This window comes from Comamonas testosteroni ATCC 11996, assembly GCF_000241525.1.
Taxonomy (GTDB): Bacteria; Pseudomonadota; Gammaproteobacteria; order Burkholderiales; family Burkholderiaceae_C; genus Comamonas; species Comamonas testosteroni.
Map to the genome: position 1 here is coordinate 1 of NZ_AHIL01000027.1, position 20870 is coordinate 20870.

Consider the following 20870-nt stretch of genomic DNA (forward strand, 5'->3'; position numbering starts at 1 on the left):
CATGGGCTTCAGGCCTGAAGCCCAGTCAGGGAACGCGCTGGTGGCTATTGCTTTTATGGAATTCAGGCGGAGAGCGGGGGCGCCGCCAGCAAGTCATGGGCTGCGAGCACGCGCAGGGTGTCGCGCCCCAGGCTCTTGCTGCGGGGCAGAAAGCGCACCCAGCTCAGTTTGTTGACGGTTCGCTCCAGTACCTGCCGGGCCTCGGCGGGAAGCTGCTGCACAAACTGCTGCCAGGCCTGTCGGGCCTGCTCCAGCGCACCTGCCTGCTGCAGAAACAGTGCCGTGGACTGGGCGTAGTTGAGCGCATCGCGCGCCATGCAGACAGCTTGCGGCAAATGGGCAGCAGGGTCGTCTTCAAAGTCGATGAAGCCTATGACCCCGTCGGCGCAGACCACCATATTGCGCGCCACGGCCTGGCTCAGCACCTCGCCGCGGGCATGTGCCTGCTGTATGGCCTCCAGGCCTCTTTGCCAGAGTTGCAGCGTGGCCTGTGCCCCTTGGGCAATCGCGTCTTCGATGGCATTGCTCAGCGATGGAGCCTCTTCGCCCGGGCGGCCCAGATGGCGCATCACAAAGGCCTGCTCGTGCGTGGCCAGCACTTGCGGCACGCGCAGGCCCTTGGCCATGAAACTGCGCAGGCGGCGCACCTCGGTTTGCAGGGACTCGGTCCCGCCGGGGTTGGGCACGGGCTGCAGCACGGCGGCCCTGAACAGCTTGGCCAGCGTGTTCAGCAGCCAGTAGTTGAGGGCCGGGTTGCCTTTGTTGGCGCGCTTGACCCAAAGGGTTTCATGCGCCAGTTCATAGCGCATGATGCTGTGAGGCTGGTTCAGATGCTCGCGCAGGAATGCCTGGTAATCGATGGCGTTCTGCGCAGAGGGCATCTGCTCTTGGGCGGAAATATCCTGAGATGGCACGGCTTGGGGTCTGTCGGGCGCGCGAAGCTCTGGCTTCTCAGGTCCAGATGCCGTTGCGCTGGGGAAAAGCCTGAGATTGTGCCGCGTTGTCGGCACTATCCGCAGCAGAGGGGCGCAATACGGGCTCGTGCAGCGGCTGAAAGCTCTGTGCCGTGGCCAGCGGCCAGTAGTTCTGGAAGACTTTGTGCTGGCGCTCCAGGTTCTTGAGCAGGCAGCCTGGCTCCACGCGCAGTATCAGGTTGGACAGCAGGCTGACCTGGGTGTCGTCCAGCCGGCGCACGATATGGTGGGCCGTGATTTCGTTGGGATGCCTGAGGCCGGCGGCCTGAACCAGCTCCTGCAGCGCATGCAAGGTGTTCTTGTGGAAGTTGGCCACGCGCGTGGCCTTGTCGGGCACGACCAGCGCCTGCTGGCGCACGGTGTCTTGTGTGGTGACGCCCGTGGGGCAGGTGCCGGTGTGGCAGCTCTGTGCCTGGATGCAGCCCAGCGCCATCATGAAGCCGCGCCCCGAATTGCACCAGTCGGCGCCCAGGGCCATCATGCGGGCAATGTCGAAGGCCGTGATGACCTTGCCGGCCGCGCCGATCTTGATGCGCTGGCGCAGGTTCGCTCCCAGCAGCGTGTTGTGCACCAGCAGCAGGCCTTCTTGCAGCGGCACGCCCACATGGTCGACAAACTCAACAGGCGCAGCGCCCGTGCCGCCTTCGGCACCGTCGACGACGATGAAGTCGGGCGTGATATTGGTTTCCAGCATGGCCTTGACCATGGCAAACCATTCCCAGGGGTGACCGACACAGAACTTGAAGCCCGTGGGCTTGCCGCCAGAAAGGCGGCGCAGCCTGGCAATGAACTGCATCAGCTCCACAGGGGTGGAGAATGCGCTGTGGCTTGAGGGCGAGATGCAGTCCACGCCAATGGGTATACCGCGCGCTGCTGCAATTTCGGGAGTGACCTTGGCTCCGGGAAGCATGCCGCCATGGCCGGGTTTGGCGCCCTGGCTGAGCTTGATCTCTATCATCTTGACCTGCGGATCGGTGGCGTTGGCGATGAATTTCTCTTCGCTGAACGTGCCGTCCGCATTGCGGCAGCCGAAGTAGCCAGAGGCCACCTCCCAGATCAGATCGCCGCCATGCATGCGGTGGTACTGGCTGATCGAGCCTTCGCCCGTGTCGTGGATGAAGCCGCCCATCTTCGCGCCCTGGTTCAGCGCCTGGATGGCATTGCCCGACAGCGCACCAAAGCTCATGGCCGAGATATTGAAGACGCTGGCGTGATAAGGGCGGGTGCAGGGGTCCACTCCTTCAGCTGGTTGCTCCTGCGTGCCGCCAATCCACAGGCGGAAGTCATGCGAGCTGAGCTTGGTGGGTTGCAGGGAGTGGTTGACCCACTCATAGCCCTGCTGACTGACGTCGAGCTGGGTGCCGAACGGCCGGTTGTCGACCTGGCCTTTGGCACGCTGATAGACTAGCGAGCGCTGGGCGCGCGAGAAAGGCTGGGCCTCGGTATCGCCTTCGATGAAGTACTGACGAATCTCGGGACGGATGAATTCGAAGATGAAACGCAAATGTCCCATGACGGGATAGTTGCGCAAAATGGCATGCTGCTTTTGCAGCAGATCCCAGATGCCCAGCAGCACCAACAGGCCTGAAGCGACCAGCCATCCAAGCCCCCTGTCTGCTGTCGTCAGCGTGTAGAGCGAGATGCCCAGCACGACCACCGAAATGGCTAGCGCGCTATAGCGCAGAGGCAGACTGTTGAAGAAGCGATGCACTGCAGATACTCCCATGGCAGGGTGTGTTGATGGTGGCCCGCTAAAATTCAGCCTGTACGGGAGCATCCTGCCCCCAGCTCCATCTCCCGGCCCTGCACTTCGATAGTGATGAAACGGTCCGGGCCATCATAAAAGCCTTTCCCTATGCAAGAACAAGCACCTAACTCCGCAGCAGAAGACGCGGTCCTCGCCGACATGCCTGAGGGCGCACTGAGCAACGATCAGCTCGAAGAGCTGGATGCGCTGCTCGATGAGCTGCGCACCCGTGGCGACGAAATCCCCCAGTGGGAATTCTGTGACGGTTTCCTGACCGCTCTGGTCTGCACGCGTCGCCCCATCGCCGCAGCCGAATACATGCCCATGTTGCTGGGCGATGGCGAAGCCCTGCAAGTGGCCGAAGGCCAGCCCCTGCCCAAGCTGGAAGTCTTCAAGGACGAGGCCCAGCAGGCACGTTTCATGGAGCTGTTCGAGCTGCGCCTGGCCGAAGTGCGCGAGCAGCTCGATGCCGACATCAAGTCCCTGGCCGACGACGCCGCCTTCCAGCCCGAAGCACTGGACACGCGTGGCGCCATCGCCATCCTGCCCGAAGCCGAGCAGGCCGAGTTGGCCGGCGAAGAAGTGCCCTCGTTCTCGCAAGTGTGGGCGTTGGGCTTCATGTTTGTGGTGGAGAACTGGGCCGACGAATGGGCGGCACCCCGCGACAAGGAAGCAGCCCAGTTGCTGGATGCGGCCATGGAGTTCATCGTCAACCTGACCGAAGACGACACCGATGAGCCGGCGCTGAATCTGTACGACGAAGCCGGCCCCGCCTCGACCAGCCAGGAACGTGTGGACGCCTTTGGCGAAGCCATCTGGGCCGTGTATGACCTGTACCGCCTGTGGAAGAGCATGGGCCCCCGCCAGGAAACCATCGTCAAGGGCGAGCAGCCCGGCCGCAATGACCCCTGCCCCTGCGGTAGCGGCAAGAAGTTCAAGAAGTGCCACGGGGCTTGACCAGAGCCACCGCCTGAGGCTCTTTGAGCTTCCCCGCCAAGGGGCGGCAGCACCACCAACGCCGGGCGGTCTTTGCCTGCTGCCTCCGCGTTGGGGATGGCGGCGTTGCAGAGTCCTCTATCAAGGCGTCTCGGTTGTCGGGAGGCTCAAACTAAAAAAGGCCGCGTGACATTTGCGTAGGCATTGCCGTTCAGTGTGGGTTAGTGAAATAGATGACGCATTTAGGTGAGCGCATACGCGCCCGGCGACAGGCGCTGGGTTTGAGCCAGGGGCGCTTGGCGCAGATGGCGGATGTCACTGCATCCGCCATCTCGCAGATCGAGTCGGGAGCCATTCGCACTCTCAAGAATGACACACTGGCAAGACTGGCCGTCGCGCTGCAGACCACGGCGCTGGAATTGATGGCAGGTCTGCATTCCGAGACCGCATCGCTACCCAGCGACGAGCAGCGCTTGCTCGACTGCTATAGAAAACTGCAGCCACCGCTGCAGGACATTGCTCTCAAACTGATTAAAGCCCTGCAGTGATTCTCGAATCACTTTGCTGAGCGATTCCTTTTGTTTCAGAAAGGCCTGCTATTTGCAGGCCTTTTTGTTTTTCATTCAAAACCAAGGGTTAACCCGATTATTGAATGTAGGATGAAATCTATTAATCTGTAGGAAATAAATGAAGATTGCGTAGATTGAACCGGAAGACATACGTGAGGGAAGAGTCAAGAAAACTGCAGACGCTTCTCTGTGTCTTGTGAAGTCTTTGTTTTCATTGGTATTTTTGATGGGAGAGTGCTTGCTTGCAAGGTGATTGAAATTGCCGACAACTATGCTGCATGGTTGTTGATAGCTATTTCAAATATTTCAAGATGTTTCTTGCTTCGTAAGATCAGTTCCGCGGTGGTCGAAAACAGCCACAGCGATCTACCAACCTGATTGTTGAAGGAGCTAGTCATGAAAGACCAAATCATCAAATTCTGGCGCGATGAAGAAGGTGCAACGGCGATTGAGTATGGGTTGATTGCGGGGCTGATTGCAGTAGGTCTGATCGTCTCCTTGGAGGGAGTTCGTAATGCAATCGGTAATCTTTTTACGCGAATCACCAACGTTTTAGGAACTGTTGCTGTCACCAATGGGGGGACTGGCTCTGGAGGTGGCTAACGTGTTAGTTGGCATGACATTTCTGCTGTGGCTTTGCATAGCCGCAGCAGGTGATGTTGTCTATAGAAAGTGTTTTAACTGGATTGTGCTTGCTGGTTTTTTATTAATAATAATCATATTGTTAACTAATTTTGAATACGATTTCATAAATATATCTGTAAAAGATAGATTGATAGGTGCAGGTTCGGCATTTTTTATTCTTTTGATTTTTTATTCAATAGGAATGATGGGTGCTGGCGATGTTAAATTTGCAACTGTTCTCGGTGTTTGGGTAGGCTGGAGTTTATTATTGTCTATATGGGCCTTGAGTTGCGTATTTGCGGTGGTTCATGGCCTAGTGGCGCGAAGCGATTTGAAGTATTTTTATGTTCCGGCAGTAAATTGGAGTGATAGTCACCAGGAGAATAGGAGAAGATTCATTCCTTATGTTACCTATCTATCGTTGGCGACGGTAGTTGTTCTGATGCTTAATAAATAGCAAGAAGAAAGGAGGGGGCATGCAATTAAAGCAACAGCAAGGTGCAGCCGCAATTGAATTTGCCATTCTCTTTCCCATCTTCTTTCTGATCTTCTACGCCATCATTACTTATGGCCTGATCTTTGCTGCACAGCAGACTCTGACTTTGGCTGCCGCCGAAGGGGCAAGAGCCGCTGTGCGCTATCCAGCACCGTCCTCTGGCAGTTCGGCGACTAAGGAGACGCAGCTGCTGAATCGTCTTGCTGCGGCCTGCGCTAGTGCGGCTATAGCGACTGATTGGCTTTCCCAAATCGGTGCAGGCCTTGGCTCTACGACCTGTGGCTCAGGTCTCAGCAATGCAGCGGGCTTGTATGCCACCTCTGGTCTGTGTGGTACCGGATCTGCGTCCTTCACAGCTAGCAGCAATACCAGCCAGGTGAACTGCGTGACTATGCAGGTGAACTACAACTATGCCTCTGCTCCGCTGATTCCGAAGCTGCTTGGACCTTTTCTGGGTCTACCCACTCCAAATCTGTTGCAGGGGAAGGCGGTCGCACAAATTAGCTTGATTGACTGAAAACGATAAAGCTTTGCTCTTTTAGACAAAGTAAGAAGAGGGGGATCTATGGTGAATGTCGCAAAGATCGCAGTCGGGGTTTTGCTGGCAATTGCATTGGCTTTGGGCGTTTATGGGTGGATGCTTGCCAGGACACCTCAAGCACCAGACCACCAGGCTCTGGCCTCCGCCCACGAGAGCAAGCCCAGTGCTGATGTGAACGTGGTGATGGCCGCACAGGCCATTCCTGCGGGTCAGACACTCAAGGCCGAGGATCTGCAACTCACTCAGCTGCCTTCCAAACCCGATGGCGCTTATAGCGAGATTGCGGCAGCCATTGGCTCTGTGCCTGCGGTGGACATCCCCAAAGGCGCCCCTGTGCTCAAAGGGCAGATGGTGACGGGCCTTGCCCTGAAGGTCGCAGAAGGTGAGCGCGCCGTCGCCGTCAAGGTGGACGAAAGCATTGGCGCCGGCAATCGCATACGCCCTGGGGACTTTGTCGATGTCTTCTTCGTACTGCGCCGCGATGGCAATGAAATCGACCAGAGCCAGGCACGCTTGCTGCTTTCGCGCAAGCGTGTGCTTGCCTATGGCGCTGCGTCAGTCGATGCACTGACCACGGCTGAAAAAACAGACGGCAAGCAGGCCAGTGGCCCTGACAACGCACGCACCGCAGTGCTTGCAGTACCTGTGGCAGAGGTGAGTCAATTGGCCTTGGGAGGCTCTAGCGGCAGCTTGGTACTAGCACTGCGCAATCCGACGGATATGACAGAGCCGGACATGGAAAAGTTTGCGCCGCTGCCCGGCGTGCTGACTGTGGCCATGCCCAAAGGCGCTGTTGTAGCGCCGCTGGAAGGTGCTGACGCAGCGCAGGCCGGTGTGGCCATGAGCAGCCTGGCTGGGTCTGCAGGCACTTCTGCAGCGCGCACGAGTGCTGCCAAGCCGATGACAGCTGGTGTTGCCAAGCCTGCAGTGCCGCGCACGCGTACTGCATCTGCAGACACCTCCCTGCCTGTTGAATTTGTACGTGGCGCCAACTCTCAAACCGTGCGGTACTGAGCTATGAATAACAAGATTTTCTGGATCTCGACCCGCACTGCGCCAATGAAGCCGCTGCATCTGCTCTGCGGCCTGTCCTTGAGTGCCGTCACTGTCCCGGCCCTTGCGCAGCAGGCCCCCAATGCAGGCGAAAGCAGAGCGCAGCAAGCAACAGCAGCCAGGGAAATCAAGCTGGTCATGGGGGCTCAGCATGAGCTGGATCTGCCTGGCGGTGTGGAGCGCATTGCAATCGGCGACGACACGATTGCGGCGGTGCATATCAAGCGTGCGGGCAAGGGTGCTGCCGCCAAGATCTTGTTGAGCCCGCTAAAGCCCGGCAGTACATCTTTCATGGTGTGGCCGCGCGGTGAAGCGCAGGCGCAGAGCTATATGCTCAATGTGCAACAGCGTGTGGACTTGCGCACAGCCAGGGCCTCCAGCCTGATAGAGCAGCAGTTTGCCGGTGAGCTGGCGAACGCGCAGTCGGCTGACAAGGCCAAGACCGTCGATCTCTCCAGCGTCCAGCTCAAGAGCAATGTGGTGCAGGTCGATGTCAAGGTGGTCGAGTTCAACAAGACCCAGATGAAGAAGGTGGGTCTCAACCTGTTCAGCACGTCCCCTAACAGCTCGGGCTTCAGCTTTGGCATTTTTGGACGCGGCTCTTATGGCACAAGCGGTGGGAGTTCCACGACGGGCGCAGCAGCGAATCCTTTGACTCAGGCCTTCAACTTGCTGATGCAATTCGATAAGGCCGGCATTGGGGTCAATATCGGCATGCTTGAAGGCAACAATCTGGCGCGGGTGCTGGCGGCTCCGACCCTGGTGGCTTTGTCCGGCCAAAGCGCCAATTTTCTGTCCGGCGGCGAAGTGCCGGTTCCCGTGCCTGCGGGCACGGGCATGGTGGCCATACAGTACAAGCCTTACGGCATTGGTTTGACGGTCTCTCCCACGGTGCTGTCCAACGATCGCATCGTGCTCAAGGTGGCGCCTGAGGCCAGCGAGCTGGACTATGCCAACACCATTGTTCTGAACAGCGCGACTGTTCCGTCCATAACCACTCGTCGTGCCGATACGACGGTGGAGCTGGGGGACGGAGAGAGTTTTGTGATTGGCGGACTGGTCAGCCGCAACACCACATCAGGTACCGACAAGGTTCCTTTGCTGGGCGACATCCCGATTCTGGGCGTGCTGTTCAAGCGCCAGGAGTTTCAGCAAAAGGAGAGCGAGCTGGCGATTGTGGTGACGCCGCGCCTTGTCAAGCCGCTGGCCCGCGATGTGAATGTGGAGCCGCTGCTGCCCGGGCGCACCGAGCAGCGTGATCCTGCGGTGTGGGGTCCATGGATGGCGGGAGGCCTGTCGTCCAGCGTGGCGCCCGGCTTCTCGCGCTGAGTGTCAGAGTAGAGACATGAATATGCGCATGGACTCATCCCAGCTCAATACCGCGCAGCCAGGGTCTGCGCGCAGCAATGTCCGCGTGGTGCTGGTGACGCAGTCGTCATCGCACGCTTTCTGGCTGGCGAGTGCTCTGGGCAGCGATGCGGAAGTGATACCGGTGGCTGGCGATCTGGCAACGCTTCACGCTGCGATTTCGGCGCCTGGGCTTGGCGTGGTGGTGGCGGATTTCTCGGCTCCCATGACGGAGGCTGCCATCGCCCTGGTCAGCGAGCTGCGTGCCGCATTCCCCGGTGTGGTGATCATGGGATCCGGCTCTGCAGCCGAGCCCGCTTCCATGCGTGCGGCCCTGCGCTGTGGCGTGGCCGAATTCATTGACTGGGATGCGACCGAAGGCGAGGCCAGTGCGGTGATCAGGCATCAGATGCATGCACGCACTCAGCTGCCTGCGGCTGTGGCGCTGGAGCCGGAAACCAAAGGCTTTTCCCTGCCTTTGCTGGGAGCGCGTGTCGGGATGGGGGTGACTACGCTGGCAACGCATCTGGCCGTGATGTTCCAGGAGATGCATGCCTATGACGTGCGAGGCGCCCAGAACAAAAAACAGCTTGCTCGGCCCTTTGGCGCAAGTCAGTTGCCGCAGGATGAGTCTGCGCATGCGGCATTGCTGGATCTGGGGTTGCCGGCGCGCGATGGCTTGCTGTATCTGGGCATCGCCGGTGACTTCAGCTTTGTGGACGCGGTTCAGAACACGCGCCGCCTGGACGCGACGCTGATCAACTCGGCCTTTGCCAAACACTCCACGGGCACGGTAACTCTGGCCTGGCCTTCCGATCTGGGCATGTTGCGCGAAGTCAGCCCTGCGGCTGCGGCGGGCGTAGTCAGCACGCTCAAGAGCCTGCTAGGGGTGCAGGTGATCGATCTGGGCGGCATGGTGCAGGCTGATTTTCTGGCGCCATTGCTGCGCGAGAGCGGGCTTGGCTGGGTAGTTTGTGACCAGTCACTGGGAGGCATTGTGTCTACGGCGCAGATGCTCAAGGAGCTCGATGCCAAGGGCGTCAATCGCGGCACGCTCAAGCTGGTGCTCAACCGCTTCAATGCACAAGCCGGGCTGCCCGCCAAAGAGGTCGCCCAGCGCCTTGGTCTGGAGCTGCTGCATGTGGTTCCGGACCGATCCACGGTTTTGCTGAATGCCGCCAGCTGCGGCCAGCTGTTGTCGCAGTCGCTGCGCGGTGACCCCTATGTGACTTGCGTCAGAAGCATGGCCAGAGCATTGCTCAGCGCAGCGGTTGCGGCCGACAAGGTCGCGGCGCCAGTGTCGGGCGTTCTGGGGCAATGGGCCAAGCGATTGAGGAGAGGCGAATGAGCATGGACATTGTTTTCGCCGAAAAAACCAGTCATTTTTCGGACTCCAAGCAACTGCTGCTGATCAAGAACGTCGCGCATGAGCATTTGCTGACGCGTGTGGAGGAACTGGGGGCAGTGTTTGCCAAGTGGTCAACCAGCCGTGTGCGCCAGTTTGTGCACCAGGAGCTGGAGCAGTTTGTGCGTCAGCAGCGCTTTCCCGTCAATGACGAGGAGGTGCAATGGATTGCGCAGGCACTGAACAAGGAGTTGTCGGGGCTGGGGCCGCTTGACGACTTGATGGCCGACCCGGAAGTGGAAGACATTCTGATCAACGGCTATCAGCGCGTATTCGTTTCGCGCAAGGGCATTTTGCAGCAGGAGGCCTTGCACTTCACCGACAACGCCCATGTGCTGCGCATCGTGCGCCGCATCATCTCCCCGCTGGGCCGCCGCCTTGATGAATCCACGCCCATGGTCGATGCACGCTTGCCGGACGGCGGCCGTATCAATGTGGTGATAGAGCCTTTGTCGCTGGACGGGCCGGCGGTTTCGATCCGCAAGTTTCGCAATGATCCGCTGCGGGTTCAGGATCTGGTCGACTTCGGCACCATGGACGAAGGCATGGCCCGCTTGCTGGAGCTGGCGGTGCGCGAACGCTGCAATATTCTCATCAGCGGCGGCACCAGTTGCGGCAAGACCTCCATGCTCAATGCGATTGCTGGCTTTATCCCCGGCAATGAGCGGGTGGTGACGATTGAGGACACGGCCGAGCTGACGCTGCCTCACCCTCATGTGGTGCGCATGGAAAGCCGTCCCGGTGGCTTTGAAGGCGCGGGAGTGGTTTCCATTCGAGATCTGCTGCGCAACAGCTTGCGCATGCGCCCGGATCGCATTGTGGTGGGCGAGGTGCGTGGCGCGGAAGTGCTGGAGATGCTCCAGGCCATGAACACCGGTCACGACGGCTCCATGGCCACCATCCATGCAAGCTCTCCGCGCGAGTGTCTGCACCGCATGGAGATGCTTGCCGGCTTTGCGGGCTTTCAGGGCAGCGAGGTCAGCCTGCGCCGCCAGATTGCCAATGCGCTCGATTTCATCGTGCAGATCAGCCGCCTGCCCAATGGCAAGCGGCGCATCACATCGATCACCGAAGTCACGGGCATCATCGACAGCGTGATTGCCACTCAGGAGCTCTATCGTCACGAGCTGCTGCCCCAGCCCGATGGTGAGGATCTGGAGCGCTGGACCACGCTGGGCATGGTGCCGCATACGCCCAAGCTGGCACGCTATCGCGCGGTGCTGCAGCACGCGGGAGGTAACGGCGCAAACCATGCGGGACTGCGTCATGGCTAGCAATGCTTTTTTACTCCTGAGCCTGGCGCTGCTGATTGCTGCAGCCGCCATGGCGCTGTGGATGTTTGTCAGCCGGCAGCAGAAGACGCATCGTATGACCAGGCATCTGGAGCAGAGCCTGGAGAAAAGCGCAGCAGCTGCGGCCGGGTTTGCGGCCAAGGATGCAGCGGCATCGGCTTTTGACGGCTCCGTGGCGGATGCTTTGCTGGGCAGTGAGAAAAAAACAGGATGGCCGGTTCCCGCCGCTTTGTTGGGGACGGCCAGTGCCGGACTTTTCTATGGCGGATTGGTCCTGATTGCTGCGATGTTTTTGGCCGTTGGCTTTGCTGCTGGCTGGCTGGCCGGTAGTGCAGCGCTGGTGGTGCTGGGAATTGGCTTCTTCTTTTTGCTTTACACGCGGGCACAGAAGTACCGCACCAGGCTCACGCAGCAGTTGCCCGGCTTTCTCGACAACACGGTGCGCCTGGTGACCATTGGCAACTCCGTTCAGGCGGCCTTTCAGATGGCTGCAGCCAGCACCAAAGACCCGTTGCAGTCGGTCATGGAAAAAGCCGCCAGTCTGGCCCGCGCGGGCATGGATCTGGAGAATGCGGTGGCCCATGTGGCCAGGCAGACAAGACTCGACGAGCTGCACTTGCTGGCAGCTATTTTGCGCATCAGCGTGCGTTATGGCGGCCGGGTCGACCTGCTGCTGGAGCGTGTGGCCAATTTCATGCGCGACCGCGAGCAGGCCGAGCAGGACTTGTCTGCCATGACGGCCGAAACGCGATTGTCGGCCTGGGTGCTGAGTCTGCTGCCGGTGGCCGTGTGCTGTCTGATCATTTCCTTCAATGCGAGCTATTTCCTGAGGATGTGGAATGACGCCAGTGGCCGCAACATCATCTGGGCAGCGGCTGCGTTGCAGGTCTTTGGTGTGCTGCTGCTCTACCGCATGGCCAAGCTCGATGAGGGGGCCGACTGATGGAGACATCCCGTCTTTTGCTGATGCTGAGCGTGGCATTTGTGGCCTTGGCGGCGCTGATTGGTGCGGCTTTGATTGCCTATGCACATCAGCGACGCGAACGCAGCAGTCAGGTGGTGCAGGATGCACTGAGCCGCAGCGGCGCGGTTGCGGCGAATGAGGCGGCGGCGCCTGCCAGGCCCGCAGATCTGCTGCGCTCGCTCAATGGCGATGGCGATCTGCCTGCACACTGGCTCAATACCTCGTTTGGCAAGGCGCTGGTGGCACAGGAAGACCGCATTTTGCTGAGCAAATGCGGCTGGGGATCGACTCGCGCGCAGCTGCAATACCTGATAGCGCGCTGCGTGGTCTCTGTATTGCTTGTGCTGCTTGCTGCCTTTGTTTTTTCGGGCAGCAAACAATTTCTGCTCTACCTGTTTGCTGCGTTCACCATAGGTTTTCTGCTTCCCAAATGGGTGTTGCGCAGCGTGGCGCGCCGCCGCAGGGCCAGCGTCGCCCGCGAGCTGCCTTTGCTCGTCGACTTGCTGGGCTTGCTGCAAGGCACGGGCTTGAGCCTGGATCAGACCCTGCAGGTGATTGGCTCTGACTTCGGCAATGTCATGCCCGTGCTCTCGCGAGAGATACAGCTGGCCAACCAGCAGTACAGCCGGGGCAGCACGCGCGAGCGTTCCTTTGGGCGCATGAGCGAGGTCTATCAGAACGACAACCTGGCCAATCTGACATCGCTGATGACTCAGATCGACAGATATGGTGGAGCCGTGCAGGAGCCGCTGCGCATTTTTGGCGAACGTCTGCGCGAGCAGCGCAAGGCCAAGATGAAGGAGTTGATAGGAAAGATCTCGGTCAAGATGACGGGCGTCATGGTGGTGACGCTGCTTCCTGCCCTGATCATCATTACAGCCGGACCGGGGTTTCTTGCCGTGATCCGGGCACTGGGAGGGATGACAAAATGAAAAAAGAAAGCCGATATCTGATGCTGCCATTGGCGGCTGCAACCATGGCTCTGCTGTCGGGCTGTTCCAGCATGGGCAATCTGCTGGGGCAGAACCAGTCCGTGCTGTCGCCCGCGGCCAAGGCCGCAGCAGACAGGCCGCTGGAGAAGGAGGCGGTGGTCGACACGCAGGACACCTACCTCTCTCTGGTCAAGCAGATGCAGTCCAAGTCGCTTTGGTATGCCTCCATCGCGCACCTGGATGCACTGGACAAGCAGTGGGGCGCTTCCAGCGATTCGAGGCTGTTGCGCGCCGATGCATTGCGTCAGGTGGGGCAGCTCAGTGCAGCCATCCCCATCTACCAGGGCCTGTTGGGCAGCGCCAAGGATGGTGCCGCACGCTACGGCCTGGGCCGTGTGGCCGCAGAGCAGGGCGACTTTCGCAGTGCCGCTCAGCAGATGGAGCAGGCGCGCATGAGCAATCCTGTGGATTCGCGCCTGTTGACCGATCTGGGCTATGCCTATCTGCGTGCGCGTGACCTGAATGCAGCGCGCATTCCCCTGATGCAGGCGGCGCAGCTCAACCCCGAGGATGCACAGGCCAACGTCAACCTGAGCCTGTTCATGATGGTCAGCGGCCAGAGCGCGCAGGCCGAGGAATTCATGCGCCAGCGCAAGCTGGATGCACAGACCCAGCAGCTGGTCAAGGAGCAGGCCGGGGAGTGGTTGAGGGATGCAAGTCTGGCCGCAGCAAAGCCTGCCGCGGCTGCGACCGGAAAGGTCGTCAACCTCTCTCGTCCGGAAGTGAAGACTGCACCTGAGGCCGTGGCCAGTTCCGGGAAATCCGCCGAAGTGCCGGAGCCTGCTGCAGTGCAGGAGGTACCCGCCGCAAAAAAGCCCGCACCGGAGCCTGAAGCCGCAAAGGCTCCGGTAGTGACAGTCAAGGCAGCGGACTCTGTGCCGTCTCGTTCCCATGTGACCCAGACCCTGTTGCCGCTGCCCGCAGCTCAGCCCATGGTGGCGCGGAGTGTGGAGCGGGCGCCCAGCGGTGGTCAGTGGATGGTCTCTGGCGGCAGCTTCGATGCAGGAAGGCCGCGTCACCCCGGTCAGGGGGCGAGCCAGCTGATGCCGGCGGCTGCGCAAACCTATGCCTACGTGCCGCCTGTGCCTGGGCAGGCAATGGATGCTCCTGATAATGTAGCAGCTACCGCTTCATTGGAAAGGATTTCAGAAGCAAAACAGTTTGAAATTACTGTCAATAAAGCGCAAATAGCTCCTTTATCAATAGCTAAAACTGCACTGCCGCTGGAGGCGGCCGTGGCGACGGCTTCTCAGTCCGCGAAGCAGGAGACGCCCAAACCTGAACAGCCTCTGCGCACCGAGGCGATGCCCGCCAAAGTGCAGCAGACGCGGCCAGCAACGGCTTTGCAAGCCGAGCCTGCACCGCAGTCCGTGATCCCGCGCCAGCCCGTGCGCCCGACAAGATCGGTGCCGGAGGCTGCCGTGGTGATGGCTGCGGCAAACCCTGTCGCAGTGCGTCAGAGCGGTGAATCCGGCGGCAAGCAGGCCGTGCAAGCCATGCTGCCGCAGCGCGCAGCGGCGGGCGGATTGTTTTTTGAGACACCCGATGAAGATGCCGGCAGCAAGCCTGCAGCTTCTGCCAAGACGGGTGCGCCCGAGCGTGCCTGGCCCTGAACCTTCAAGGAGTAGTCCCCATGAATACGCAGACAGCATCCATCCCATGGGCCCGCGCATTCACCCTGGCATTGATGGCACTGGGCATGGCCTCGGTCGCCTTGGCGCAGGCCAGCAGCAGTACCGACCTCACCACAGGCGTGACCAATATGAGTGCGCCCCGAAGTGCGGCAGCGATGCCCGCAGCAACTGCGCAGGCCGCAGTGACTCAGACTCCGGCTCCGGGCAATGCCTCCCTGACGCCACCGGCAAGCAATCGTGTGGGCGATGCCACCAGCCATCTGCTGGCGCTGCAGGCCGGCGGCCAGTACGCATCGCGCAATGCCTATCCCGTGACAAGCGATGTGGCCCAGCGCAGCTATCAGCGCTATCTGGAGAGCTTTACCCACAAGATCCCGGAGAGCGCTGAAACACAAGTGGGCAGCAAGACAGGTGGTAGCCGCTAAGCGGCCAGAGAGGTTCTCTGCATGCAGTCTTTTGCCAAAGGCCTGAGCCGTCTTCGCACTCGTCGCCAATCGGGCTCCGTGGCGATGCTGGGGGCGCTATGGCTGATGATTGCTGTGATCTGCCTGGCAACCATCGATATCGGCAATATGTTCTGGCAGAAGCGCGAGTTGCAGAAGATTGCTGATTTGGCGGCGTTGGGGGGGGCCGCGACCGTAGTTTCGGCCTGCCAGGACAATGCCCGCAGCAGTGCGCGGCAAAACGGGCTGAATGAAGCTGCGCTCGATGGCGATGCGCTTGTCGTGGAGTGCGGCAGCTGGAGTCCCCGGCGTGCGGGCGGTGCAACCGACTATTTCGTGGCTGGTGGTACGCCCTTCAATGCGAGCCGGGTCACTGTGACACGCGGCGTGCCGTACTTCTTCCTCCTGTCGGCCGGGCAGGCTCAGGGGCGGTTGGTGGTTGCCAGTGCCACCGCGGCGCGCAAGCCCCCTGCGGCGGCCTTGAGCGTTCGAAGCACGCTGCTGAGCGTAGACAGCAGTCAGTCGCCGTTGCTCGATGCGCTGTTCAGCGGTCTGCTGCAGTCGAGCGTGAAAATCGATGCCGTGGGTTGGCAGGGTTTGCTGGATACGCGGGTGAGCTTGCTGCAATTTCTTGATGCGCTGGCGGTCCAACTCAATGTGGCTGCCGGCGATTACGACGGGCTGCTCAAAGCCGATGCGCGTGTAGGCAGCGTGCTCACCGCCTTGCTGGGCGTGGTGCGACAGCAGCAGACGGCAGGAGTGGTCGTGGATGCGCTGCAAAAACTCGTGCAAGCCGCCGTCAGTGTGGGCGGAGTGCCATTGACGCTGGGCCAACTGTTGAAGCTGCAGACAGGTCTGCCGGCTTCGGCGCTGGACCTGGGGCTGCGCGCCTTTGATCTCGTGCAGGCAGTCGCGCAGTTAGGCAACGCCAACAGTGCGGCCGTGGCGGCGCTCGATCTGCCGCTGGGTCTGGTGGGCATCTCTGTCAAGCTCAAGGTGATAGAGCCGCCGCAGCTGTCTGCTATAGGCGATCCGTCTCTGGCCAAGCAAAATCCCACGGGCGAGCACGCCATTTTTGTGCGCACGGCACAGGTGCGCACGCTGATTTCGGCGGAAGTGCCGCTGGCCTCGGCCGTAACGGGCCTGGTCAATGGCGTGCTGGTGCTGCTGTCGCCTGTGTTGACGACCGTGAATCTATTGCTCGGAGGCATTCCTCCGAAATGGATGGATATCCAGGTGCTGCCACCGCCTGTGAGGTTGGACATAGCACTGGATGTGGGCAGCGGCAGCGCGAGGCTGACGGATTACTCTTGTCAGGCCGGCAACAAATGGCTGCACACCCGCAGCACCACGGCCGTCTCCAACCTGCGCATAGGGAGGATGGGCAATACGCCGGCAGATGCCGCGAAAGCGGCATTTTCCTCCAAGGTCTATCCCATAGTGCAGCCATTGGTCGTGGCCGACGTCGGTTGCCTCGGGTGCAATGGCGCCGGACGTACCCCGCTTTATTTCGGTGGGCTGGGCGCATCCGTGGACTCGCCCGTGGGCGAGAACATCGTCGATCCGCATGTCTTCGTAAATCCGCCGCGGCTTGAGCAGGCGCCGCTGTACCAGAGCGTGGCAGCAAAGAATATCGTCGGCAGCTTGGCTCCGACAGTCGGTCAAATCCAGCTGACGCGCATTCCCGCGACCGGCAGCCCCAACGGCCTTCTAACCGCCTTGCTAGGGACTGTGTTCGATCTGCTGGGTGGGCTGAGTGGCGCCGTTGCCGCTCTGATCGGTCAGGTGCTGTCGCCCTTGCTCGACCCACTGGTCAATGTGCTGCTGAAGGTATTGGGCATAGACCTGGCCACCACCGACGTGGGCGTGCAGCTCAATTGCGCTGCCGATGTTCAGTTGGTGTTCTAAGCCCGCTGGCTAGTCCGGCAGTCAGCATTCAGTTGCGTCAGCAGCCCCGCCAGGGCATGCCGAAGCGTTGCGGCCCGCACGGCGAAGCGGCCACCGGCGAACTGCTGCAGCTCGCTGATACTGCACCCATCCACATTCCAGCCGAACCAGACTGTGCCCACAGGCTTTTCGGCAGAGCCTCCGCTCGGGCCCGCAACCCCCGTCACGGCAATGCTGACCTGGGCGCGTGAATTGCGTATGGCGCCTTCGGCCATGGCGCGCACGACCTCCTCGCTGACGGCGCCGTGCTTGGCGATCAGCTCGGCAGGCACGCCCAGCATCTCGGTCTTGGCCTCGTTGGAGTAGGTCACGAAACCACGTTCGAACCATTGGCTGGAGCCTGCCAGATCGGTGCAGGCTGCAGCAATCATGCCGCCGGTGCAGCTTTCGGCGGTGGCCAGCATCCAGCCTTTTTCGGTCAGCCTGGCGGCCAGTTGCCGCACCAGTTCTTCGATGCCGCTTGCTTGTGTGCTCATCGTCTCCTCCATGGCTTGCGCGGTCAGAAGAAATGCCGCCAGAGGGCCACGACCAGTAGAGTGCAGAAGGCGGCTACCAGGTCATCCCACATGATTCCCCAGCCGCCGCGCGGGCCGAAGCCTTTGAACAGGCGATCGGCCCATTTGACGGGCTGGGGCTTGACGGCATCAAAAAAGCGGAACAGAGCGAAGCAGGTGAGCTGACCCCAGAAGCCCATGGGCATGCACAGCCACATAACAATCCACATGGCGACCACTTCGTCCCAGACGATATGGCCGGGGTCTGCCACGCGCATATGCTTTGCGGTGACGGTGCAGGCCCACCAGCCTACGGGAATGCTGGCGGCAATCAGCCAGCCGATCTGTGCCGGGCTCAGCCACAGTGCCAGCACCAGATAGGCCAGCCAGGCCCACAGGCTGCCCACCGTGCCGGGGGCGACGCGGGGCAGGCCGGAGCCAAAGCCCAGAGCAATCAGATGGGCCGGATGCTGCAGCATGAACTTCACGCTGGGGTGGGCGATTCCTGCCGCACTCATGCCGTGGCTTGCTTTGTTATTGATAGCTGCTTGCGCACTATCCGTATGCGCTGCGGCGCTATCTGATAGATCATCCGTCATGGCGTGATGATACGCGCTGCCTTACTGCAGGCCGGTGATGGGCTGGTTTTCGGGGAAGCGGATCTGGTGCGTGGCCTGGAACTGGGTCGTGCTGCGGGCGGCCAGATTCTGCTCCCAGGCAACCATGCCGTTTTGCGCATTCCAGCTGGTGGTGGCGGGCTGCGGGCTGTATTGCGACTGCACTTTGATCTGCTCATTGCGCGAAACAGGGGCCGAGTCCAGCACCTGCAGCGCGATGGGCTGGTTGTGGCGGTTTTCCACTGCGTAGTGGCGCACGATGCTGCGCTCGGTTTTGCTGCTGGCCCAGCCGCCGCTGCCGGTGTGGCTTTGCGCAGGCAGGCGGCGCACCACCACGTTTTCATCGCGACCAAAAGACAGTCCTTGCGCCAGCGCCTGGGCGTTGCCGAAGTCCAGTCTGCCGTTGCCAACCAGCGCCTCGTCCCGGAACAGAGCTACCGGGCCCGCCGGCCAGATGCCTGGCGGAGCCTGCAGCGTGGCAATCAGATAGGCCGCCTCTTCCATGGCCGGCGCGGTGCGGGTCAGTAAGCTGGTGGCCAGATTTTCCTGACCTAGCGACAGCGTGATGCGCTCGGCGCTGGAGGGCACGCTGATCTTGTACGGCACGATGAATTGCGTGCTGTAGGCCGTGTTGATGCTGGAGACATCGAGCACTGGCAAGTCCGGTGCCACTGCCTCTTCGCGCATCGCCCGGGCTCCGCTGCGCGCCATCATGGCGACGGGGGCCGGCGCCGGTACGGCGGGGGGCAGCGGCTGGGCGATATCCACCGTCCAGGGGCGTGGCATGACACCCTGGGTGCTGCGGCTGGGTTGGCCGGTGGACAGGCGCAGGCGCACATTGCTCCAGTCCTCGCCACTGGCCTGCACGACCAGGGCCTGGCGCTCCAGCTGCACCTGCTGCTTGGTGGTGTTCAACTGGGCGCGGTAGCTGGGCTGCCAGCTCGGCCCGCGCACCTGGTAGCTCAGGCGCACATTGGCCGCGCGTGCGCTGGCCAGCTGCACGCTGACTTTCATGACCTGAGACTGCTCGGAACCCGTGCGGTCGCGCTCCTGGCGCAAGGGCTGCAATTGCGCCAGCAGATCCTGCTTCTGGCGCTGAATCTGGTGGGCACGCAGGCTGTTGTCGCGGCTGGTCTGGCGCAGGACCTGGCTGGTGCCGGCAATCTGCGCGGGGCTGATTCTGGCTTCGTCACCAGGCTTGCTCATGCCCTGCAGAAAATCGCCCACCAGCCTGGCGGCGCCTTCTTCGGCCTCGATGTTCGCGAGCTGATCCTCAAGGCCGCGAATCTGCTGATCCAGCGGGCTGGTGCATTCCTTGGCAGCCATCTGCCTGGACTGCATCAGGGTCTTGATCTCACCCACGCGCACGCCTTCATCGCCGCTGATCTGCAGGCTCTGCGTATCCACGCTGGCGGGCAGGCATTCAAAGCTGAGCAGGCGGGTCTGGGCGTCGATGCGTGCCTCGCGCTGTACGGCGGCGATGCCGGGATAGAGCGTGACCTCGGTGATGGGCGCGCGATTGCCAGAGACACTGAGGCTGCTGGCGTCGGCCAGGGCGAGCCCGGGCAAAGCAGCTGCGACACAGACCATGGACACAGGCAGAAGACGGCTTGAACACATTGGCAGCTCTTGTGGGCAGTGGACAGGGACATGACTTACGCAAAACGGGTTCAGGCAAGACGACTGCCTCAGCAGGCAGGCCCTTGTTGCATTCCTGTTTGCGTAAGCCCCAAGGGCTTGAGCTTAACCCAGGCGGTTTCCTATCCCTGTCCTGGCGCCTCTTGCGTCCGGGCCGCGTTCATTGCGTTCATCCGCCGAAGTGGTCGAAGGACTTCCAGCGGTTTTGCAGCAGGGTGCCGTCCGCATCGATCACGCGCAGACCCGGCTCGGCATCGATGCGGCCTATGGGATGCACCGGCGTGCCGCTGGCAGAGCCTGCTGCCAGTACGTCGGCATGCCGGGCTGCGGGGGCGGTAAAGCACAGCTCGTAGTCGTCGCCGCCGGCCAGCGTGCATTGCTGCTGCAGCTTTGAATCGAATTGCCATGCATCGCTTTGCGGATAGGCGGCTGCAGCCATCAAGGGCGTGATGCAGCGACTGTCTACTGTGGCGCCGACACTGGACAGCTCCAGGATATGACCGAGGTCGCCGAGCAGGCCGTCGCTGACATCCAGCGCGCTGCTGGCAATGCCGCGCAGCGCCAGGCCCAGGGCCACGCGCGGCGTGGGGGCTTCAAGCCGCTGGCGGGCCTGCTGCAGCAACTCGGCAGGCAAGGGCGCATGGCCCAGCATGGCCTCCAGTGCCAGGCGTGCATCGCCCAGAGTGCCGCTGACCCAGATCTCATCGCCGGCCCTGGCGCCGCTGCGCAGCAAGGCCTGGCCGGCAGGGACTTCGCCAAATACGGTGATGCAGATATTGAGCGGGCCGCCCGTGGTGTCGCCGCCGATCAGCTCGCATTCATGGGCATCGGCCAGGGTGAGCAGGCCGGCCGCGAATTCGCTGATCCAGGCTTCGTCGGCACCGGGCAGGGACAGGGCCAGCGTGAATGCCAGAGGCCTGGCACCACTGGCGGCCAGATCACTGAGGTTGACGGCCAGAGCCTTGTGACCCAGCAGGCGCGGGTTCACATCGGCAAAGAAGTGGCGGCCCTCGACCAGCATGTCGCTGGAGATGGCCAGCTGCATGCCGGGGGCCGGGGCCAGCAGCGCGCAGTCATCGCCCACGCCCAGGGCGGCGCGACGCACAGGGCGCTGGAAGTAGCGGCGGATCAGATCGAATTCACCCATGAAGTCTCTG

20 protein-coding genes are annotated in these 20870 nt (G+C 61.3%); 14 read left to right on the forward strand and 6 right to left on the reverse strand.

Translation table 11 applies throughout. From position 1 onward, the window contains the following. Positions 1-62 precede the first annotated feature (62 nt). Positions 63-881, reverse strand: coding sequence for an RIO1 family regulatory kinase/ATPase domain-containing protein (locus tag CTATCC11996_RS11220; protein WP_003076147.1), 819 nt, complete (start codon positions 879-881; stop codon positions 63-65). Positions 882-951: 70 nt separating this feature from the next. Beyond that, positions 952-2700 carry an FMN-binding glutamate synthase family protein gene (locus tag CTATCC11996_RS11225; protein ID WP_034348852.1) on the reverse strand — a complete coding sequence of 583 codons (1749 nt, stop codon included), beginning with the start codon at positions 2698-2700 and terminating at the stop codon, positions 952-954. A 180-nt stretch (positions 2701-2880) separates the two neighbouring features. On the opposite strand from CTATCC11996_RS11225, the gene CTATCC11996_RS11230 reads away from it, so the two are divergent. The 14 genes from CTATCC11996_RS11230 to CTATCC11996_RS11290 all read left to right on the forward strand — a co-directional run bounded on the left by CTATCC11996_RS11230 (position 2881) and on the right by CTATCC11996_RS11290 (position 16925). Next, entirely contained in the window at positions 2881-3678 is a 798-nt protein-coding gene (locus CTATCC11996_RS11230; protein WP_003076152.1) for a YecA/YgfB family protein, read from the forward strand. A gap of 212 nt (positions 3679-3890) precedes the next feature. Next, positions 3891-4205, forward strand: a complete 315-nt coding sequence (locus CTATCC11996_RS11235; protein ID WP_034348855.1) for a helix-turn-helix domain-containing protein — start codon at positions 3891-3893, stop codon at positions 4203-4205. 417 nt (positions 4206-4622) lie between these two features. Continuing rightward, positions 4623-4829 (forward strand): Flp family type IVb pilin, encoded by a 207-nt coding sequence (locus tag CTATCC11996_RS11240; RefSeq protein WP_003076156.1) that lies wholly within the window; start codon positions 4623-4625, stop codon positions 4827-4829. Positions 4830-4842: 13 nt separating this feature from the next. Next, entirely contained in the window at positions 4843-5307 is a 465-nt protein-coding gene (locus CTATCC11996_RS25020; RefSeq protein ID WP_157999245.1) for an A24 family peptidase, read from the forward strand. A gap of 19 nt (positions 5308-5326) precedes the next feature. Beyond that, positions 5327-5863 (forward strand): TadE/TadG family type IV pilus assembly protein, encoded by a 537-nt coding sequence (locus CTATCC11996_RS11245; protein ID WP_003076158.1) that lies wholly within the window; start codon positions 5327-5329, stop codon positions 5861-5863. Positions 5864-5911: 48 nt separating this feature from the next. After that, positions 5912-6901: a Flp pilus assembly protein CpaB gene (gene cpaB / locus CTATCC11996_RS11250; protein ID WP_003076159.1), complete on the forward strand. Its 990-nt coding sequence runs from the start codon at positions 5912-5914 to the stop codon at positions 6899-6901. 3 nt (positions 6902-6904) lie between these two features. Then, positions 6905-8269 carry a type II and III secretion system protein family protein gene (locus CTATCC11996_RS11255; RefSeq protein WP_034348858.1) on the forward strand — a complete coding sequence of 455 codons (1365 nt, stop codon included), beginning with the start codon at positions 6905-6907 and terminating at the stop codon, positions 8267-8269. Positions 8270-8297: 28 nt separating this feature from the next. After that, entirely contained in the window at positions 8298-9635 is a 1338-nt protein-coding gene (locus CTATCC11996_RS11260; protein WP_042437611.1) for a CpaE/TadZ family protein, read from the forward strand. Beyond that, entirely contained in the window at positions 9632-10966 is a 1335-nt protein-coding gene (locus tag CTATCC11996_RS11265; RefSeq protein ID WP_003076165.1) for a TadA family conjugal transfer-associated ATPase, read from the forward strand. Before CTATCC11996_RS11260 ends, CTATCC11996_RS11265 begins: the two co-directional genes overlap by 4 nt. Next, positions 10959-11927 carry a type II secretion system F family protein gene (locus CTATCC11996_RS11270; protein WP_003076166.1) on the forward strand — a complete coding sequence of 323 codons (969 nt, stop codon included), beginning with the start codon at positions 10959-10961 and terminating at the stop codon, positions 11925-11927. Before CTATCC11996_RS11265 ends, CTATCC11996_RS11270 begins: the two co-directional genes overlap by 8 nt. Further along, positions 11927-12880: a type II secretion system F family protein gene (locus CTATCC11996_RS11275; protein ID WP_034348860.1), complete on the forward strand. Its 954-nt coding sequence runs from the start codon at positions 11927-11929 to the stop codon at positions 12878-12880. The genes CTATCC11996_RS11270 and CTATCC11996_RS11275 overlap by 1 nt, the downstream gene beginning before the upstream one ends. After that, entirely contained in the window at positions 12877-14553 is a 1677-nt protein-coding gene (locus CTATCC11996_RS11280) for a tetratricopeptide repeat protein (protein ID WP_003076170.1), read from the forward strand. The genes CTATCC11996_RS11275 and CTATCC11996_RS11280 overlap by 4 nt, the downstream gene beginning before the upstream one ends. Positions 14554-14573: 20 nt before the next feature. Continuing rightward, positions 14574-14999: a DUF3613 domain-containing protein gene (locus CTATCC11996_RS11285; RefSeq protein WP_003076171.1), complete on the forward strand. Its 426-nt coding sequence runs from the start codon at positions 14574-14576 to the stop codon at positions 14997-14999. Between the two features lie 21 nt (positions 15000-15020). After that, the gene (locus tag CTATCC11996_RS11290; RefSeq protein WP_003076172.1) at positions 15021-16925 is read left to right on the forward strand and encodes a TadG family pilus assembly protein; all 1905 of its coding nucleotides are present in this window, start codon (positions 15021-15023) and stop codon (positions 16923-16925) included. Here CTATCC11996_RS11290 and CTATCC11996_RS11295 read toward each other — a convergent pair. The 4 genes from CTATCC11996_RS11295 to thiL form a co-directional block, all read right to left on the reverse strand. Further along, positions 16922-17440 (reverse strand): CinA family protein, encoded by a 519-nt coding sequence (locus CTATCC11996_RS11295; RefSeq protein ID WP_003076173.1) that lies wholly within the window; start codon positions 17438-17440, stop codon positions 16922-16924. The two genes, CTATCC11996_RS11290 and CTATCC11996_RS11295, sit on opposite strands and share 4 nt — an antisense overlap. A gap of 23 nt (positions 17441-17463) precedes the next feature. Further along, positions 17464-18057, reverse strand: coding sequence for a phosphatidylglycerophosphatase A family protein (locus CTATCC11996_RS11300; RefSeq protein ID WP_080569866.1), 594 nt, complete (start codon positions 18055-18057; stop codon positions 17464-17466). A 21-nt stretch (positions 18058-18078) separates the two neighbouring features. Further along, a complete protein-coding gene (locus tag CTATCC11996_RS11305; RefSeq protein WP_034348864.1) occupies positions 18079-19695 on the reverse strand; it encodes a DUF4139 domain-containing protein in 1617 nt (538 codons plus the stop codon). 187 nt (positions 19696-19882) lie between these two features. Further along, a complete protein-coding gene (gene thiL / locus CTATCC11996_RS11310) occupies positions 19883-20860 on the reverse strand; it encodes a thiamine-phosphate kinase (protein ID WP_003076178.1) in 978 nt (325 codons plus the stop codon). Between the last annotated feature and the right edge of the window lie 10 nt (positions 20861-20870).

Bases quoted from the DNA above. Each gene is read 5' to 3' on its own strand.
- CTATCC11996_RS11295 (WP_003076173.1), bottom strand. From the start codon at position 17,440: ATGAGCACACAAGCAAGCGGCATCGAAGAACTGGTGCGGCAACTGGCC.
- CTATCC11996_RS11280 (WP_003076170.1), top strand. From the start codon at position 12,877: ATGAAAAAAGAAAGCCGATATCTGATGCTGCCATTGGCGGCTGCAACC.
- CTATCC11996_RS11240 (WP_003076156.1), top strand. From the start codon at position 4,623: ATGAAAGACCAAATCATCAAATTCTGGCGCGATGAAGAAGGTGCAACG.
- CTATCC11996_RS11270 (WP_003076166.1), top strand. From the start codon at position 10,959: ATGGCTAGCAATGCTTTTTTACTCCTGAGCCTGGCGCTGCTGATTGCT.
- thiL (WP_003076178.1), bottom strand. From the start codon at position 20,860: ATGGGTGAATTCGATCTGATCCGCCGCTACTTCCAGCGCCCTGTGCGT.
- CTATCC11996_RS11225 (WP_034348852.1), bottom strand. From the start codon at position 2,700: ATGGGAGTATCTGCAGTGCATCGCTTCTTCAACAGTCTGCCTCTGCGC.
- CTATCC11996_RS11255 (WP_034348858.1), top strand. From the start codon at position 6,905: ATGAATAACAAGATTTTCTGGATCTCGACCCGCACTGCGCCAATGAAG.
- CTATCC11996_RS11275 (WP_034348860.1), top strand. From the start codon at position 11,927: ATGGAGACATCCCGTCTTTTGCTGATGCTGAGCGTGGCATTTGTGGCC.
- CTATCC11996_RS11290 (WP_003076172.1), top strand. From the start codon at position 15,021: ATGCAGTCTTTTGCCAAAGGCCTGAGCCGTCTTCGCACTCGTCGCCAA.
- CTATCC11996_RS11305 (WP_034348864.1), bottom strand. From the start codon at position 19,695: ATGTGTTCAAGCCGTCTTCTGCCTGTGTCCATGGTCTGTGTCGCAGCT.
- CTATCC11996_RS11300 (WP_080569866.1), bottom strand. From the start codon at position 18,057: ATGACGGATGATCTATCAGATAGCGCCGCAGCGCATACGGATAGTGCG.
- CTATCC11996_RS11235 (WP_034348855.1), top strand. From the start codon at position 3,891: ATGACGCATTTAGGTGAGCGCATACGCGCCCGGCGACAGGCGCTGGGT.
- CTATCC11996_RS11260 (WP_042437611.1), top strand. From the start codon at position 8,298: ATGGACTCATCCCAGCTCAATACCGCGCAGCCAGGGTCTGCGCGCAGC.
- CTATCC11996_RS25020 (WP_157999245.1), top strand. From the start codon at position 4,843: ATGACATTTCTGCTGTGGCTTTGCATAGCCGCAGCAGGTGATGTTGTC.
- CTATCC11996_RS11220 (WP_003076147.1), bottom strand. From the start codon at position 881: ATGCCCTCTGCGCAGAACGCCATCGATTACCAGGCATTCCTGCGCGAG.
- CTATCC11996_RS11265 (WP_003076165.1), top strand. From the start codon at position 9,632: ATGAGCATGGACATTGTTTTCGCCGAAAAAACCAGTCATTTTTCGGAC.
- CTATCC11996_RS11230 (WP_003076152.1), top strand. From the start codon at position 2,881: ATGCCTGAGGGCGCACTGAGCAACGATCAGCTCGAAGAGCTGGATGCG.
- cpaB (WP_003076159.1), top strand. From the start codon at position 5,912: ATGGTGAATGTCGCAAAGATCGCAGTCGGGGTTTTGCTGGCAATTGCA.
- CTATCC11996_RS11285 (WP_003076171.1), top strand. From the start codon at position 14,574: ATGAATACGCAGACAGCATCCATCCCATGGGCCCGCGCATTCACCCTG.
- CTATCC11996_RS11245 (WP_003076158.1), top strand. From the start codon at position 5,327: ATGCAATTAAAGCAACAGCAAGGTGCAGCCGCAATTGAATTTGCCATT.